At 69.4% G+C, this 14,066-nt stretch carries 17 protein-coding genes and 1 pseudogene; 11 read left to right on the top strand and 7 right to left on the bottom strand.

Annotated elements, in window-relative coordinates; translation table 11 throughout:
- Nucleotides 1–19: 19 nt before the first annotated feature.
- The 4 genes from Pdca_RS25230 to Pdca_RS25245 all read right to left on the bottom strand — a co-directional run bounded on the left by Pdca_RS25230 (nt 20) and on the right by Pdca_RS25245 (nt 3,212).
- Complete coding sequence (locus tag Pdca_RS25230) at nt 20–1,540, bottom strand: flavin-containing monooxygenase (protein WP_085916262.1); 1,521 nt, start codon at nt 1,538–1,540, stop codon at nt 20–22.
- Between the two features lie 74 nt (nt 1,541–1,614).
- The gene (locus Pdca_RS25235) at nt 1,615–2,202 is read right to left on the bottom strand and encodes a hypothetical protein (RefSeq protein ID WP_125911552.1); all 588 of its coding nucleotides are present in this window, start codon (nt 2,200–2,202) and stop codon (nt 1,615–1,617) included.
- A gap of 46 nt (nt 2,203–2,248) precedes the next feature.
- Nucleotides 2,249–2,389, bottom strand: a complete 141-nt coding sequence (locus tag Pdca_RS25240; protein WP_125911553.1) for an alpha/beta hydrolase — start codon at nt 2,387–2,389, stop codon at nt 2,249–2,251.
- A 211-nt stretch (nt 2,390–2,600) separates the two neighbouring features.
- Nucleotides 2,601–3,212 (bottom strand): TetR/AcrR family transcriptional regulator, encoded by a 612-nt coding sequence (locus tag Pdca_RS25245; RefSeq protein WP_232021185.1) that lies wholly within the window; start codon nt 3,210–3,212, stop codon nt 2,601–2,603.
- A gap of 144 nt (nt 3,213–3,356) precedes the next feature.
- Between Pdca_RS25245 and Pdca_RS25250 the strand changes: the two genes are divergently transcribed.
- Genes Pdca_RS25250 through Pdca_RS25260 form a run of 3 tightly spaced genes read left to right on the top strand, consistent with a single transcriptional unit; the run spans nt 3,357 to nt 5,467 of the window.
- Nucleotides 3,357–3,965 (top strand): NADPH-dependent F420 reductase, encoded by a 609-nt coding sequence (locus Pdca_RS25250; protein ID WP_085916260.1) that lies wholly within the window; start codon nt 3,357–3,359, stop codon nt 3,963–3,965.
- A complete protein-coding gene (locus Pdca_RS25255) occupies nt 3,962–4,957 on the top strand; it encodes an alcohol dehydrogenase catalytic domain-containing protein (protein ID WP_085916259.1) in 996 nt (331 codons plus the stop codon). Before Pdca_RS25250 ends, Pdca_RS25255 begins: the two co-directional genes overlap by 4 nt.
- A gap of 48 nt (nt 4,958–5,005) precedes the next feature.
- Nucleotides 5,006–5,467, top strand: a complete 462-nt coding sequence (locus Pdca_RS25260) for a nitroreductase family deazaflavin-dependent oxidoreductase (RefSeq protein ID WP_085916258.1) — start codon at nt 5,006–5,008, stop codon at nt 5,465–5,467.
- A 208-nt stretch (nt 5,468–5,675) separates the two neighbouring features.
- Here the strand turns inward: Pdca_RS25260 and Pdca_RS25265 are convergent, their stop codons facing one another.
- On the bottom strand, nt 5,676–5,879 hold the full coding sequence (locus Pdca_RS25265; protein ID WP_085916257.1) for a hypothetical protein: 204 nt from the start codon (nt 5,877–5,879) through the stop codon (nt 5,676–5,678).
- A 269-nt stretch (nt 5,880–6,148) separates the two neighbouring features.
- On the opposite strand from Pdca_RS25265, the gene Pdca_RS25270 reads away from it, so the two are divergent.
- From Pdca_RS25270 to Pdca_RS25285, 3 genes are all read left to right on the top strand, one after another.
- A complete protein-coding gene (locus tag Pdca_RS25270) occupies nt 6,149–7,009 on the top strand; it encodes an alpha/beta fold hydrolase (RefSeq protein ID WP_085916289.1) in 861 nt (286 codons plus the stop codon).
- Between the two features lie 177 nt (nt 7,010–7,186).
- The gene (locus tag Pdca_RS25280) at nt 7,187–7,852 is read left to right on the top strand and encodes a tyrosine-type recombinase/integrase (RefSeq protein WP_246104036.1); all 666 of its coding nucleotides are present in this window, start codon (nt 7,187–7,189) and stop codon (nt 7,850–7,852) included.
- Between the two features lie 361 nt (nt 7,853–8,213).
- Nucleotides 8,214–8,717, top strand: coding sequence for an NEW3 domain-containing protein (locus Pdca_RS25285; RefSeq protein WP_158092333.1), 504 nt, complete (start codon nt 8,214–8,216; stop codon nt 8,715–8,717).
- A 157-nt stretch (nt 8,718–8,874) separates the two neighbouring features.
- Here the strand turns inward: Pdca_RS25285 and Pdca_RS25290 are convergent, their stop codons facing one another.
- Nucleotides 8,875–9,153 carry a hypothetical protein gene (locus Pdca_RS25290; RefSeq protein WP_085916255.1) on the bottom strand — a complete coding sequence of 93 codons (279 nt, stop codon included), beginning with the start codon at nt 9,151–9,153 and terminating at the stop codon, nt 8,875–8,877.
- A 67-nt stretch (nt 9,154–9,220) separates the two neighbouring features.
- On the bottom strand, nt 9,221–9,751 hold the full coding sequence (locus Pdca_RS25295; protein ID WP_085916254.1) for a hypothetical protein: 531 nt from the start codon (nt 9,749–9,751) through the stop codon (nt 9,221–9,223).
- A 377-nt stretch (nt 9,752–10,128) separates the two neighbouring features.
- Here Pdca_RS25295 and Pdca_RS25300 point away from each other — a divergent pair, with 377 nt between their 5' ends.
- From Pdca_RS25300 to Pdca_RS37120, 5 genes and pseudogenes are all read left to right on the top strand, one after another.
- On the top strand, nt 10,129–11,361 hold the full coding sequence (locus Pdca_RS25300; protein ID WP_125911554.1) for an IS256 family transposase: 1,233 nt from the start codon (nt 10,129–10,131) through the stop codon (nt 11,359–11,361).
- 644 nt (nt 11,362–12,005) lie between these two features.
- Nucleotides 12,006–12,467: pseudogene (locus tag Pdca_RS38095) on the top strand (DUF6308 family protein); the annotation flags it as partial.
- Nucleotides 12,468–12,544: 77 nt separating this feature from the next.
- Entirely contained in the window at nt 12,545–12,856 is a 312-nt protein-coding gene (locus Pdca_RS25305; RefSeq protein ID WP_166665856.1) for a transposase, read from the top strand.
- Complete coding sequence (locus Pdca_RS25310; RefSeq protein WP_125911301.1) at nt 12,853–13,749, top strand: IS3 family transposase; 897 nt, start codon at nt 12,853–12,855, stop codon at nt 13,747–13,749. Before Pdca_RS25305 ends, Pdca_RS25310 begins: the two co-directional genes overlap by 4 nt.
- The gene (locus tag Pdca_RS37120; protein ID WP_232021727.1) at nt 13,650–14,039 is read left to right on the top strand and encodes a DUF6308 family protein; all 390 of its coding nucleotides are present in this window, start codon (nt 13,650–13,652) and stop codon (nt 14,037–14,039) included. The genes Pdca_RS25310 and Pdca_RS37120 overlap by 100 nt, the downstream gene beginning before the upstream one ends.
- Nucleotides 14,040–14,066 lie beyond the last annotated feature (27 nt).

Raw genomic sequence — 14,066 nt, forward strand, 5'->3', positions numbered from 1 at the left:
CCGGTGACGGCAACCGGGGTCAGCGGTACTGCAGACCGTCGTCGATGTCGGCGGCCGGCAGCGCGGTCCGGTCGTGGGAGTACTCGTGCATGTGGGTCCACGGTTCGCGGTCGCCCTGCCGGAACATCATGTGCTGCGACCGGCGCACGTAGCCGGCGTTGAAGTTCTCCTCCGGCATCCAGGCCAGCAGCGGCATGTCCGTGTCCTGCGGGCGCAGAGCCGGGGTGACGACGGAGGCACCCCGGTCCCGCATCCGGTGGAAGATGCGTGCGACGACGTCGTTGACCAGGTCGACGCGCAGCGTCCAGCTGTGCCGGAAGTAGCCGAACGCGAACGCCATGTTCGGGATCCCGCTGATCATCAGTCCCCGCCACGTGACACGCGTGCTGAAGTCGACTGCCTCGCCGTCGACGGTGAATCCGATGTTGCCGAAGACCGCCAGGTCGAATCCGGTCGCGGTGACCACGATGTCGGCCGGGACGATCTCCCCGGAGGAGACCCGGACCCCTTCACGGGTGAACTCGGTGATCGTGTCGGTGATGACGGAGGTGGCGCCCTCCCGCAGAGCGGCGAAGAACTCGCCGTCCGGGGTGATGGCAATCCGCTGCTGCCACGGCCGGTAGCTCGGCGTGAAGTGCGTCGCGACGTCGGTGTCGGCGGGCAGCAGCGGCCGGATCGTCTCGATCAGGAAATCGTGCATCGAGTCCGGATCGGTCCGGCTGGTGTCGGCCAGCCAGTCGAGCTGCTGTGTGTAGGCCCGGCGCATGATCTCGTGCGTCCATTCGGCGGGCAGCGCGAGAGGTTCCAGCAGTGCTGCGAGCTCGTGCACCGTCGGTGCGGGCAGCCAGTACGACGGCGAGCGCTGCAGCATCGTCACGTGTTCTGCTGTCCGGGCCAGCGCGGGGACCATCGTCGCCGCGGTGGAGCCGGATCCGATGACGAGCACGCGGTTGCCGGTCAGGTCGAGGTCGGCCGGCCAGTTCTGCGGGTGCACCACCGGGCCCTCGAAGTGCTGACGACCCGGCCAGTGCGGGGTGTGCGGGGTGTCGTGGTCGTAGAAGCCCTGACACATCCACAGGAAGTCGGCGCTGATCTGCAGGTCTCGGCCGGTGTCGGTACGGGTGACCCGAGCGGTCCACCGGTTGTCCTCGGACGACCATTCCAGCGCCGTGACCCGGTGGTGGAAGTGGATGTGCGGGGCCAGCTCGTCCTCGTCGATGACCTCGTCGAGGTAGTCGAGGATCGCGTCGCCGCTCGCAATGGCCGGTCCGCGCCAGGGTTTGTGCCGGTAGCCGTAGGTGAACAGGTCGCTGTCGGATCGGACCCCGGGGAAACGGTGGGTCCACCACGTGCCGCCCCGGTCGTCCTGGGCCTCGAGGACGACGAACTCCAGATCCGGGAAGTCTGCCCGCATCCGGTGCGCGGCCCCGATGCCCGAGATCCCCGCGCCGATCACCAGGACGTCGGTGTGGCTCCCGTCCAGGGTCGAGGGGGTATCGGACGAGGTGCGGCTGGCGTGGGGCGCGGTGCCGGTAACCATGGGTCATCTCCTCGGTCGGTGGGTGTTCCGGGTGGCGGCGTTCGGCGACGGTGGCCCTCCCCGGCGGGGGCGGGCTAGAGCGAGGTCCAGATGGTCTCGGCGTCGACGATGCGGTTGTGCCGCCAGGTGACTGCTCGTTCCGTGGCGGCGACGACACCGGCGACCGTGAGAGTCGCGAGCAGCCAGCCGGGCAGGAGCACCGGCGAGGTGAACGTCCCGAACCGCTCCGCCACCTCCGGGATCGACGTAACCATCTCGAGCCATGCCGGTGCGGCGAGAACCAGATTGACCAGCAGGATCACCACCGCGATCACCGCGATCCCCCGGCTCAGACGCGGATGGTCCCGAGTCAGGACTGCGCGCCGGTACTCCAAGGTCCCCGGCGCCGGAGCCAGTCGACGTTCCTGCCCGTCGGGAGTGACGAGGTGGACCCGGGTGACGCCGTACAACCCGGCGTCGACCTCGATCTTCCCCCCGGGAATGGTGAAGCCGGCGGGCATCTTGGCCATGCTCGTGCGCTGCCCGTCCCGGTAGAGCCGGGCCCGGTGGTCCTCCATGATGTCGGTCTCGACGGCCCAGACGGCACGGCCGTCGGGATCGGGCAACGTGATCGTGTGAACGGTGCGGTTCAGTGCCTGGTGGAGCCGAACAGGTCGGAGCATCCTCATCACCTCGTCCTGTCTGCGGGAACGGGATTCGGTCGTCGCGTCAGAGGCTGCATCGGGCATCGGCCGGCGGGGTCTCGAGGTCGCGGAGGTAGGCGTTGACCGCATCGTCGACACACGTGCTGCCCTCCGGGGCGCCGTAGTCGAGCGGAACCTCGACCGACCCGCTTTTTAGCATGAGCATGCTAGCAATTTAGCATGCTCATGCCATAACGGAAGATTCGTGGAGCCGTGACCCCAACGCGTGGACCCGGATGCCCGGCAAGCGCAGGTCGCCGACACCGTGATCGACGAGATCGCCGCGGCGCCACCTCGTCACTGCCGCGACGCCCGTCGTCCACCTCGGTTCGAACTCATCCGGCTCCGCCGCCCCGGCCTCCGGTGGCGGCCGATGATCAGCGGTCCTTGAGCCGGTTCCGGTTGGCCGCGAGGACCTCGTCCGACAGGTCGGGTGCGACGCCGGCGATCGCGCGGGAGAGCAGGAGTGCGCCGACCATCTGACTGAACAGTGCGACCGCCTGCTCCCTAGCCTCGGCCGGTGCGATCTCGGTACCGGACTCGCGGCCGCACTCGATCACCATCTCCGCGATGGCGGAGAAGTAGCCGTCCAGGCCGCGGCGGTACTCGGCCTGTGCGGCGGCGCCGTGCCGCCCGGCGTCGGAGACGAGCGCGGCCGAGGGGCATCCGACCTCGGGGTGGTCGCGGTGCTCGGCGTCGAGGTACTGGTCGACCATGCTGTGCAGGGCCGCGCGCGCCGAGCCGGGGCGTGCTGCACGGACGGCGTCGAGCACTGCCAGCGAGTCGACGAAGCCCTGGTGCAGGACCTCGACGGCGAGGTCGCTCTTGGACGCGAAGTGGTTGTAGAAGCCGCCGTGGGTCATGCCCGCCGACTTCATCAGCCCTTCGATGCCCGTGCCGTCGATGCCGCGCAGCCGGAATCCCTCACCCGCCGCGGCCAGGATCCGCTCGCGGTTGCGCTGCTTCTGCTCCCGTGTGACGCGGGGCACGTCGACCACCTCCCAGGCGAGAACCCGCACGCAGTCTAGTCCGCCGTCGATGACGGTCACCATCAAAACAGTCTGCCCGACTTGACTGCGCCCACCTGCGGTCGTGTACATATTGATGTCAGTCATCATCAATAGGAGGTCGTCATGCGGTTCGGAACCATCGGCGCCGGAACGGTCGCGGAGGCCGTCGCCGGTCATCTGGTGACGGCGGGGCACGCCGTGACCCTGAGCAACAGCCGCGGCCCCGGCTCGCTGCGCGATGTCGTGGCGCGGCTGGGCCCGTCGGCGCAGGCCGCGCCGGTCGAGGAGGCCGCGCGGGCGGACATGGTGTTCCTGACCGTGCCGTGGCCGCGGGTCGGCGACGCACTGGCCGGACTCCCGCCCTGGGACGGCCGCATCCTGGTGGACACGACGAACCGGATGGCGGAGCCGGCGGACGCCGATCCCGGTGCGGTGACGCCGAGCGAGCTCGTCGCGACGCTGGCCCCCGGCGCACGCGTGGTCAAGGCGTTCAACACCCTCTACGCCCGCTACATCGCCGCCGATCCCCGGCACCCGGAAGGACGGCAGCTGCTCTTCTACGCCGGTGACGACGCCGCGGCCAAGGCCACGTTCCACGACGTCGTCGACCGCACGGGGTTCGCGCCGGTCGATGCCGGAACGCTGCGCGACGGCGGACGGCTGATACAGGTCGGCGGCCCCCTCTCGGCCCTGCACGCCCTGCGGCAGGACCCGGCCGGAGAAGCGCGGTGAAGGCACTCGCCTACGAACGGGCGCACCCGCTCGACGCGTTCGCCATCGACCTGGTCGACGTCGCCGAACCGCGGTTGCGTGCCGGTGACCTGCTGGTCGAGGTGCGGGCGATCGGCATCAACCCCGGCGAGGCGGTGATCCGGCGGACCCGCAGTGCGCCGCCGGGCGGTCGTGTCGTCCTCGGATGGGAGTTCGCCGGCGTCGTCGTCGCGACCGGGCCCGCGGCCACCGGGTTCGCGGTCGGGGACCGGGTGATGGGTACCGGCGACATCACCCGCGACGGGAGCTGGGCCGAACGCGTCGCGGTCGACCACCGGGTCGTCGCACCGATCGCCGACGAGCTCACGTTCGCCGACGCCGCCTCCCTGCCGATCGGCGTGCTCACCGCGTGGGAGGCGCTCGTTCGCGACGGCGACGCACTGCCCGCCGGTGTCGGGAACGTCCTGGTCGTCGGCGCCGCGGGCGGTGTGGGCTCGATGGCCACGCAGCTGCTGACGGCATGGACGCAGGCGTTCGTGATCGGCACCGCGTCCCGGCCCGAGTCACAGGAGTGGGCCACCGCCATGGGGGCCGACCTCGTCGTCGACCACCACGGCGACCTCGCCGGCCAGCTGCGCGACGCCGGGATCGACGCCGTCGACCTCGTGCTGTCCACCTCGGACACCGGCAGCCGGCTCGCCTCATTCGTCGAGCTGCTGCGCCCGTTCGGGCACCTCGCCTTCGTCGACGCGCCGGGTCGTTGGGACATGGAGGCGATCGCCGGCAGGTCGCTGTCGCTGCACGGCGAGATGGTGTTCAGCACGATCGTCACCGGCGGCGATTCCGCTCGTCAGGGCCGGATCCTCGCCCGCGCGGCGGACGACGTCGTGGCGGGCCGGCTCCGTCCGATCGGCACGACGACGCTGCGCGGACTGACCCCCGAGACCATGCGGACCGCGCACACCCTCGTCGAAAGCGGCCGGACCGTCGGCAAGACCGTGATCGCCCTCTGATCCCGGCCCGCCAGGCCCGGGACCCACTGACGGAAGGAAAGACCCGACGTGACACCGAACCTGCTGGACGGCGAGTACGTCCCCAGCTCCGATCCCGCCACCCGCGAACAGGTCGAGCTCTACGAACGCACCGACGGCCGGGAGGGTGCGACCATGCTGGGCGGCCCCGTCGTCATCCTGACCACCCGCGGGGCGCGGTCGGGCACGCTGCGCAAGACCGCCCTGATGCGGATCGAGCGCGGCGGCATCTACGCCCTCGGCGCGTCGGCCGGTGGGCAGGCCCGGCACCCGGGCTGGTTCCACAACCTGACGGCCCATCCGACGGTGCAGCTGCAGGACGGGGCACGCCGAACGCTGATGACCGCACGCGCCGTCGAGGGCGCCGAGCGGGCGGACTGGCTCGTCTACGCCGACGAGCTGTACCCGTTCTTCGCCGAACTGCGCGATCGCGCCGTCCGGACCGGCGACCGCGAGGTGCCGTTGGTGCTGCTCGAACCCGTCACGGGCTGACCTGCCGAGGAGCCTCGCCGCGGGGGCCCCGCTGGGGAGGGGAAGTGGTTGTCCGAGGGGTGCTGTTCGTCCCCGGGAGAGGATGAGGACTACCCCGTCCCTCCAGGCTGCTGGGCGCGACGGGGTAGATCCGTGCGTGCAGCTCCCCCAGCACGAGCTCCGTCGCCGACGGTCCCAGGGCGCCGGCCTCCACGTGACGAGGTGCCGGTCAGGGCATCGCGTCGTCGTTCCACGACCCGTCATGGTTCTCGGTGGCTGTGTCATCGGTGTGCCGGCGGGTGAGCTGGGCGGAGCGCTCGTCGTCGGGTTCGTCGACGGCGTCGCGGTAGGCGATCTCGTCGAGGACGCGGCGGGCGTGCTGGACCGGCTGCTCGGCCTGCTCGGTCTCCGGGACCCGTACGACGCTGGGCACCGGTCCGGACAGTCTGAACCGGGTGGCGATGTCAACTGAAGTTGGCCCGGGGTGCCAGTCCTAGTCGGCTCCCGCGGCGGAGGTGCTCGTGGTGCTGGGTGACGAGCCCGGCCGCTGTCCAGGAGTGGCTTGATCTTGACGTTGTTGTCCGTCCAGCCACTACAGTTCGCGGAAGGCGATCGTCGATGCTGGGGCGCTCGACGCGCGAGAGCGTGCGTCGACTCGCGGCTCGGGTCGCGGGCAAGGGTTCTGGAAGGAGTGTGTTCTCGATGTCGACGGGCGCCCCGGTCGATGGGTTCACCCTGAGCTTCGACCGTCTGGGATCAGTTGGTCGGCCGCCGGTGGTCCTGCTTCATGGTTGGCCTGGGGACCGGACGGACATGGCGTCCGTCGCCGAGAGGCTTGGGGACGAGTTCGACGTCGTCGTGCCGGACCTGCGCGGTTTCGGCGCCTCGGACAAGCACCTCCGCGACCCCGGCGACTACTACAGCCTGGCGGCCCAGGCCCGCAGTGTCACGGGACTGATCGAAGAGCTGGGGCTCTCCCGAGTCGTGCTGGGCGGTTACGACATCGGCAGCAGGGTCGGTCAGCAGCTCGCGAAGGACAGGCCCGACCTGCTCAGCGCCATGGTCATCACGCCACCAGCTCCAGGCGTCGGATCACGGATTCTCAGCGACGGTCCGTTTCGCGAGTTCTGGTATCAGTCGTTCCATCATCTCGACCTGGCCGAGAAGCTCCTCGACGGGAAACCGGACGCTGTGCGGGACTACCTGGAGTACTTCTGGACCCACTGGTCCGGCCCTGACTTCATCGTGGACGCCGCCCGGCTTGAGCACCTGACGTCGGCGTATGGCCCCGCCGGCGCGTTCGTTGCTTCGATCGGGTACTACCGAGCGGCCGGAGACGTCGTGGCGCGCTATCTGGGCGAGACGGTCCCCGACGAGAAGATCATGGTCCCCACGAGGTTCCTGTGGGCCGAGCACGACCCCCTGTTCCTGGGCGCCTGGTCCGACCGTGTCGGAGAGTTCTTCGCGCAGGTCACCGTGCAGCCCGTGGATGGGGTCGGCCACTTCGTCCCGGTCGAGGCGCCCGACACATTCGCCGACGCCATCGTGCAAGCAAGCAGGTAAGCCACTGAGGGCCAGGTAGTCGGAGCCGTCTGAGACCGCGGAACACGGCAGGGGCCGAAAGATCACGTGGCCGCTCCTCGTCGGGCGCGGGCAAGTCGGTAGGACCGGGTGCCGGTTTCGATGATCAGGCCGGCGAAGGTGAGTCGGTCGATGATGGCGGCTCAGAGCCTGGGACCGGTGACAGTGTTGGTCCAGCCGGAGAAGGTCTGGTTGGAGGCGACTCCGGCTGGACCGACGGCGACCGTCGCCCAGGTCACGAAGCTCTCCGGGCTCGTCCCGCCGCGGTTCCGGGTCCTGGTACTCGCGGCGGCGTTCACCGGACTCCGCTGGGGTGAACTGGTCGCCCTGCGGCGCTGCGACATCGACCTCGACGGCGCCGCGGTCCACGTCTACCGGCGGCTCGCCGAACACAAGAACGGGGAGATCGAAGCGGGACCTACCAAGTCCGTCGCCGGGGCTCGCACCGTCGCCCTTCCCGAGGTCCTGGTGGGCGAGCTGCGTGGGCACATCGCCGAGTTCGCCGAGGAGGGCACCGAGGGCTTGGTGTTCACCGGCGACCGAGACGGCCCGCTACGTCGGGGCAACTTCCACCGCTCCACGGCCTGGACCCGGACGGTGGTCGCCGCCGGCCTGCCCAGCGGCTTCCACTTCCACGACCTCCGCCACACCGGCAACCACCTCGCCGCCACGGCCGGGGCCAGCACCCGTGAGCTGATGCACCGCATGGGCCACGGCTCGATGCGGGCCGCCCTGATCTACCAGCACGCCACCAGCGAGCGAGACCGCGCCATCGCGCGACGCCTCAACGACCTGGTCCAGCGCGACGAGGACGACGACGGCTAATTGCACGCTAGTTGCACGACAACGAAGACGGCGCCCCTCCCAAGATCGGGAGTGGGCGCCGTTTTCGCTGGTAGAACTACCTGAGCGGGCGACGGGAATCGAACCCGCGTAGCCAGTTTGGAAGGCAGCAGTGACCTCCCACACAAGCCGCTGGCCAGGGACTCCAGTAACCCGCGGGAGTGCTGAAGCCACGCTGCACGTCATGGATCGACGCTGGTTCGCACCACAGTTGATGCACGCGTCCCGCACTCCCGGACGGGACCCGGCACTCTGGTGATGATCAGCGTTAACACCCAGACCGTATTGATCGTCTTCACGGGTGCCGCCGACACGGTGGCACAAATCCAAGGAAGAGGACATCGTGAAGAAGATCAGCCGGCGCACTGCCGTACTCGTCGGCATCCCCCTCGGGCTCCTCCTCGCCGGCGGGATCGCCTTCGCCATCGTCGTGCTCACCACCACGATCGGCGGGGCGACCGGGTACATCGACTCCACCGCCTCGGCGAAGGTGGCCAGCGTGTCCGGCACCAAGAGCACGACCGACTGCCCGAACGTCACGGTCGACGGTGCCTCGGCCGTCTCGATCAACCCGCTGGTGTCGCGAACCCTCGTCGAGGGCAAGACCGCAGAGGTCATCCCCGGCTCCTGCTCCGCCACCATCCGGATCGAGAACACCGGACAGGTCCCCATCACCTCCTCGAAGTGGACCGCCGAGAAGCTCCCTACCGGATGGTCGATCACGCAGCCCTACAGCGCGACGATCACCATCGCCCCCGGCCAGACCGGCACGGTCCAGCTGACCGTCTCGGCGGGCTCCGCCGCGGCTGCCGGACCGATCACCGGCCGGATCGAGTCCACGACCTGACGGCTCCCTTGCATCCGACCGATCTCGGATCCGTCGTCGTCGAGTCGATCGAAGACGACATAGGCAGTGGGGGCGGCAGGAGTTTCATCAGACAACGGAGTAGGGAGCACTCCGGACACGACATCCCCGACAATCACCAGAGGGCCGGTCGCTCGAGTCAGAGCAGCCAGGGGTGCGACTGGTCGCGGTCGACAGGTATGACGTCGTCGATTCCAGCCAGCTCCACCCGGCCGGTGTCATCGAGCCCTGGCCACACGATCCCCGGGACCGCGTCGACCTCGATCCGGTACTCTTGCACCCGCCCCTCCCCCACGATCAACCCGCGCAACGCATCCACTGCCTGCCCGCGGGCGGTCCCCCAGTCCGCTGCATCCCCACAGGCAGTCCAGTCGACGTTCTCCGCCACCGGCCGCAGCACCCCGACCCGCCATCTCATACGTGCACGGTGACGCGGACGGCCCGGCCGCGCCAGCGGCCGGGCCGAACCATCCACACATCCATGATCATGTGTCGTCGCTGTCCACAGCCAGCATGTCCGCGGCCAGCTTCCAGCCCTTCACCGTCGCCGCGAACGCCGCACCGTCACACAACTCCCACACCAGCGGACCCACCCGCATCCGCAGCATCCGCGTCGCCTCCGTACCCGCCACCGGCTCGATCAGACCCCCGGTCACGCTCGGAGACCCGTTCAACCGCACCATCGTCGCCGTCGACCACGGCCCCGTCGGCGCCATCACACCCCGCCTCGAACCGGTCAGCACCGGCGCCAGCGAGGCGGCCAGCGGCGCCGCGGAGCTCCACGCCCGCGCGATCTTCAGCGCCGTGTAGTGGCTGCGCAGATAGATCAGGACGGTGCCCATCGACAGGCCGAGCTGGCGCTCCGGGGTCCCGGCGAACTGCATGTCCACCCGGCACGCCACCGGCCCCGCGACCCGCAGCACCATCCCCATCACCTCCACCGCACCCCCGACGCCCTGCCGGGCGGTCGCGGTCCCGGTGTCCTGCGTGTTGGTGCGGTGCTCGACTGCGCCCATGGTGGCCTCCGATCGCCATCGGGCCTGACGGCCCGGGTACCCCTTGCGGGTGGCGGGGCGCTTGTTCCCCGCCTGCCCGTAAGGGCGTCCCGGCACGGCCGGCGAGGCTCGCGGTCACGGGCCGGCCGCAGGCCGGTCGCGCAGCGACGCGCAGCGCCAGCGAAGCGCCCTTGACCGGGAGACCGGCCGTGCTAAGCCACCGGGCCGACAGGCCACGCCGCAGGCGTTCCACCGGGCTCCTCGGCCATGCGGCCAGGTGGCGTCCCCGTTGGTGGTGGAAGTAGCGGCCCTGTCCGGCGTGGCTGACTTCGTAGGAGGGGCCACCGCGTGAGTCTCTGCGTGTACCCGCCAAGGAACACGTAGAGAGGTGCCACGCGATGGCCCTGGACCAGTCTGCCCTGCTCGAAGTCCTCGATGCACTCAAGGTCGCCGATGTCGGTGACCGTGTCCGCACTGCCGCGGAGACGATCTATCAGGCGTTGATCGAAGCCGAGCTCACCGACACGATCGGCGCTGCGCTGCACGAACGCAGCGATGCCCGCACTGCCCAGCGCAACGGGCACCGCACCCGTACCCTGTCGACCACCGCCGGCGATTTGGAGCTGCGGATCCCCAAGCTGCGCACCGGGAGCTTCTTCCCGTCGCTGCTCGAGCGCCGACGCCGGGTCGACCGGGCGTTGTTCGCGGTGGTGATGGAGGCCTACCTGCACGGCGTCTCGACCAGGAAGGTCGACGACCTGGTCAAGGCCCTCGGCGCCGACTCCGGGATCTCCAAGTCCGAGGTCTCACGGATCTGCGCCGACCTCGACACCGAAGTCGGAGCGTTCCGCGACCGCTCGCTGGCCGAGCAGCGCTTCCCCTACGTGTTCCTCGACGCCACTTACTGCAAGGCCCGGGTGAATCACCGCGTGGTCTCTCAGGCGGTGGTGATCGCCACCGGTGTCCGCGCCGATGGCTGGCGGGAAGTTCTCGGGTTCGCCGTCGGCGACTCCGAGGACGGGGCGTTCTGGACCGCGTTTTTGCGCAGCCTCAAAGCCCGCGGCCTCGGCGGGGTGCAACTGGTGATCTCCGATGCCCACACCGGGCTCACCCAGGCCATCTCGGCGGTGCTGCTCGGCGCGGCCTGGCAGCGCTGCCGGGTGCACTTCCTGCGCAACGTCCTGGCCCAGGTCCCCAAGGGCAACGCCGAGATGGTCGCCGCCGCGATCCGCACGATCTTCGCCCAGCCCAAGGCCGACATGGTCCGCGACCAGCTCAACGTGATCGCAGGGATGCTCGGCCGCCAATCAGCGAAGGTCGAGACCATGCTGCGCGACGCCGCCCCTGACCTGCTGGCCTTCGCCGATTTCCCTGCCGCGCACTGGAAGAAGATCTGGTCGACCAACCCGCTGGAACGGCTGAACAAGGAGGTCAAACGCCGCACCGACGTGGTCGGGGTGTTCCCCAACCCCGAAGCGCTGCTGCGCCTGGCCGGCGCCGTCCTGGTCGAAGCCCACGACGAATGGCAAGCCGGTGACCGCCGCTACCTCGGCGAAGCCACCATGGCACTACTCGCCCCGCCACCGGCCGGCGACCAACCAGTGGCAGGACCCGAACTCATCACGGCATGATCTGACCTGCAGAGACCCTCGCGAGCGACTTACACCAACCGAGGGGACGTCACCTGCGGCCATGAGCGGATCCATCTCCGTGCCGGTCGATGGTTCTCGCCCGGTCCACGACGGGTTGAGGTTGGCTTCAGACGTTCGAGCTTCCGACAGCTCGGGTGTAAAGCGCGTGCGAGACACATCACCGTGCCTCCACCTGCGACAAACGTTCGCCACTGCCCACGCCGAGCGCTCCAGGCATCAGTCATAGCCACCGTTTCGCGTCACATCTCGTGTCACGCTCTCGCCCGTGGGCCGATGGCTACTGCGCTGCAAGATTACGTCGAAGCCGCTCCAGCAGTACGACGAGCGCCGGCGCGTGCTGTCGACGGCGGAGCCGGCGCACGCCCGGCGACTTCGCAACCGCGGCAACCACGACATGCCCACGGGGCTGCTGCGCTACGTCACGACTCGGCTACCGTGGCGTGATGGGCGACGTGGCGGAGACCTGCCCGTTGGGGACGCATTGCTATGCGTGCAAGGCAACCTCGGGCTTGCGTGTCGTCACATCCGGCTCCGGCCGAAACTCCATGTGCTGGACCGCATGCGAGAGCTGCACCGCGACACGCCGGACGCTCACGCTGGAGCCGCGTGCAGCGCTGTGGGTGATGCAGGAACACCGCAAGCACCTCGGACTTCCGGCAACGCTGGAGGCAGAACCACCCCCGATCAGAACTCTTCGGCTCCCCCGTGGGATCAGCGACCATGTCCGAGCCGTCGAATGCCTCCGCTCCTACTTCACCGGAGCCTCCTCCGACCGCCCTCAGTTCACGGGTTCCCACTTCGACTCCTTCGCTGGAGGCGGTGACCGACCCGAGGTCGCACACCAGTTCACGGCTGAGGACATCGTCGCGGTGTCGATGCTGGGCGTTCGTGTCTCGGCGCAGGCGGCAATCGAGCTGCTCGGGCGCCGCAGCCAAGACGTCATGGGCTCGTTGCTGAGGGAAGTCCCGACTGACCTCGATCTGGTCGACGCCGCCGAGAGCGAGATCGGCGACAGATCTCCTCTCTCGCACCTTTGGAGGGAACTTAGGCTGCTCCCGGGTGTCGGCCCTGTCATCACCTCGAAGCTGTTAGTGAGGTTCCCCCGCTTTGCCGGAGTGTCTGAACACTGGTTCGATCTTGAGAACCAGGAAGGAAGGCACTGGTGCCCGCACCGAAGAAGTACCCCGATGAGCTGCGCGAACGAGCGGTCCGGCTGTATCGGGAGTCCGACCCCCGCCCGACGTTCCGCGGGCTCGCGCAGCAGCTCGGGGTGCATCACGAGGCCCTGCGCAACTGGGTCCGCCAAGCGGAGGCCGACAAGGGCGAGCGCGATGATCGGCCGTCGACCGACATGCTCGCCGAGAACCGGCGGTTGGCGAAGGAGAACGCCGAGCTGCGGCGGGTCAACGAGGTCCTGCGCGCGGCGAGCGCCTATTTCGCCAGCGAGATCGGCCCGACCCGGAGGTGGTCATGAGCTTCGTCGACGCCCATGACTTCCCCGTCGGTCTCGTACTACGGGTCCTGAACATCGCGGCCTCGACCTACTACGACTGGCGCGCCCGCCGCGCGTCACCATCGCAGCGGCAGCTCGACGACGCCGTCCTGCTCGAGCAAATCGTGAAGATCCGCTCGATCAGCGAGTTCGCCACCACCTACGGCTCCCCGCGGGTCTGGCTCGAGCTGCGCCGCCAGGGCGTGCACGTCGGCCGCAAGCGCGTCGAGCGGATCATGCGCGAGCACGGCCTACAGGGCGCCCACCTGCGCCGCGGCTGGAAGGGCGGCTCGACCCGGCAGAACCCCGCCCACCGGCCGGCGCCGGACCTGCTCGAACGCGACTTCACCGCGACCGCGCCGAACCGCGTCTGGGTGGCCGACCTGACCCGGATCGTCACCGGCGAGGGCGTGTTGTGGCTGGCCTCGGTGCGTGACGCGTTCTCCAACCGGGTCGTCGGCTGGGCCACCGACCCCCGTGCGACGACCGCGCTGGTCCTCACCGCGCTCAACCACGCCCTGCGCTCGCGGGACCTGCGCCCCGGCCAGTTGATCTTTCACAGCGACAAGGGAGCCCAGTACACGGCGCTGCGACTCACCCAGCGCCTGGTCGACGCCGGTGTCGCCCCGTCGACCGGGTCCACAGGGGACAGCTACGACAACGCCCTCGCCGAGAACCTGTGGTCCACCCTCAAGATCGAGCTGCTCTACTGGCCCGGCACCACCTTCACAACCCGCCGCGACGCCGAGCACGCCCTGATCCGCTACCTCGACGGCTGGTACAACCCGCGCCGGATCCAGGCCCGCCTCGGCGGGCTCTCACCCGACGAGTACGAAGACGACTATCGTCGCACCCAGCGCGACGCCGACAGGTAACCCGCACTCCGGCGAACCGGGGGAAGCTCATAGCGCGCAAGCGACCTCGGCTGGTACCGATCCGCGACAGGATCGTGCTGGCGGAGCTCAACCACCCCGGCGTCGGGTACTGGCGCGACCTGCAGCATGCCTTGCGTGAGGACGACGGCCGGCTGGCACAGGAGCTGGCCGCCATCCGCGACCATGCAGAGTTGCCCGACCAAATCAGCGTGATCCGAACGTTCGACATCCTGGTCTGGACTACGGGGAAGCAGGCCAGGCAGACAGACAGCCTCCTGCTTGACGAGTGACGGACTTGAGCACGTCGAGGGCATGCC

Source organism: Pseudonocardia autotrophica (assembly GCF_003945385.1).
GTDB lineage: Bacteria > Actinomycetota > Actinomycetes > Mycobacteriales > Pseudonocardiaceae > Pseudonocardia > Pseudonocardia autotrophica.

What these genes read in the sequence shown, in the direction of transcription:
- Pdca_RS25240 (WP_125911553.1), bottom strand. Translation starts at nt 2,389, where the DNA reads ATGCTCATGCTAAAAAGCGGGTCGGTCGAGGTTCCGCTCGACTACGGC.
- Pdca_RS25300 (WP_125911554.1), top strand. Translation starts at nt 10,129, where the DNA reads ATGGCCCTGGACCAGTCTGCCCTGCTCGAAGTCCTCGATGCACTCAAG.
- Pdca_RS25290 (WP_085916255.1), bottom strand. Translation starts at nt 9,153, where the DNA reads ATGAGATGGCGGGTCGGGGTGCTGCGGCCGGTGGCGGAGAACGTCGAC.
- Pdca_RS25250 (WP_085916260.1), top strand. Translation starts at nt 3,357, where the DNA reads ATGCGGTTCGGAACCATCGGCGCCGGAACGGTCGCGGAGGCCGTCGCC.
- Pdca_RS25310 (WP_125911301.1), top strand. Translation starts at nt 12,853, where the DNA reads ATGAGCTTCGTCGACGCCCATGACTTCCCCGTCGGTCTCGTACTACGG.
- Pdca_RS25235 (WP_125911552.1), bottom strand. Translation starts at nt 2,202, where the DNA reads ATGCTCCGACCTGTTCGGCTCCACCAGGCACTGAACCGCACCGTTCAC.
- Pdca_RS25230 (WP_085916262.1), bottom strand. Translation starts at nt 1,540, where the DNA reads ATGGTTACCGGCACCGCGCCCCACGCCAGCCGCACCTCGTCCGATACC.
- Pdca_RS25270 (WP_085916289.1), top strand. Translation starts at nt 6,149, where the DNA reads ATGTCGACGGGCGCCCCGGTCGATGGGTTCACCCTGAGCTTCGACCGT.
- Pdca_RS25295 (WP_085916254.1), bottom strand. Translation starts at nt 9,751, where the DNA reads ATGGGCGCAGTCGAGCACCGCACCAACACGCAGGACACCGGGACCGCG.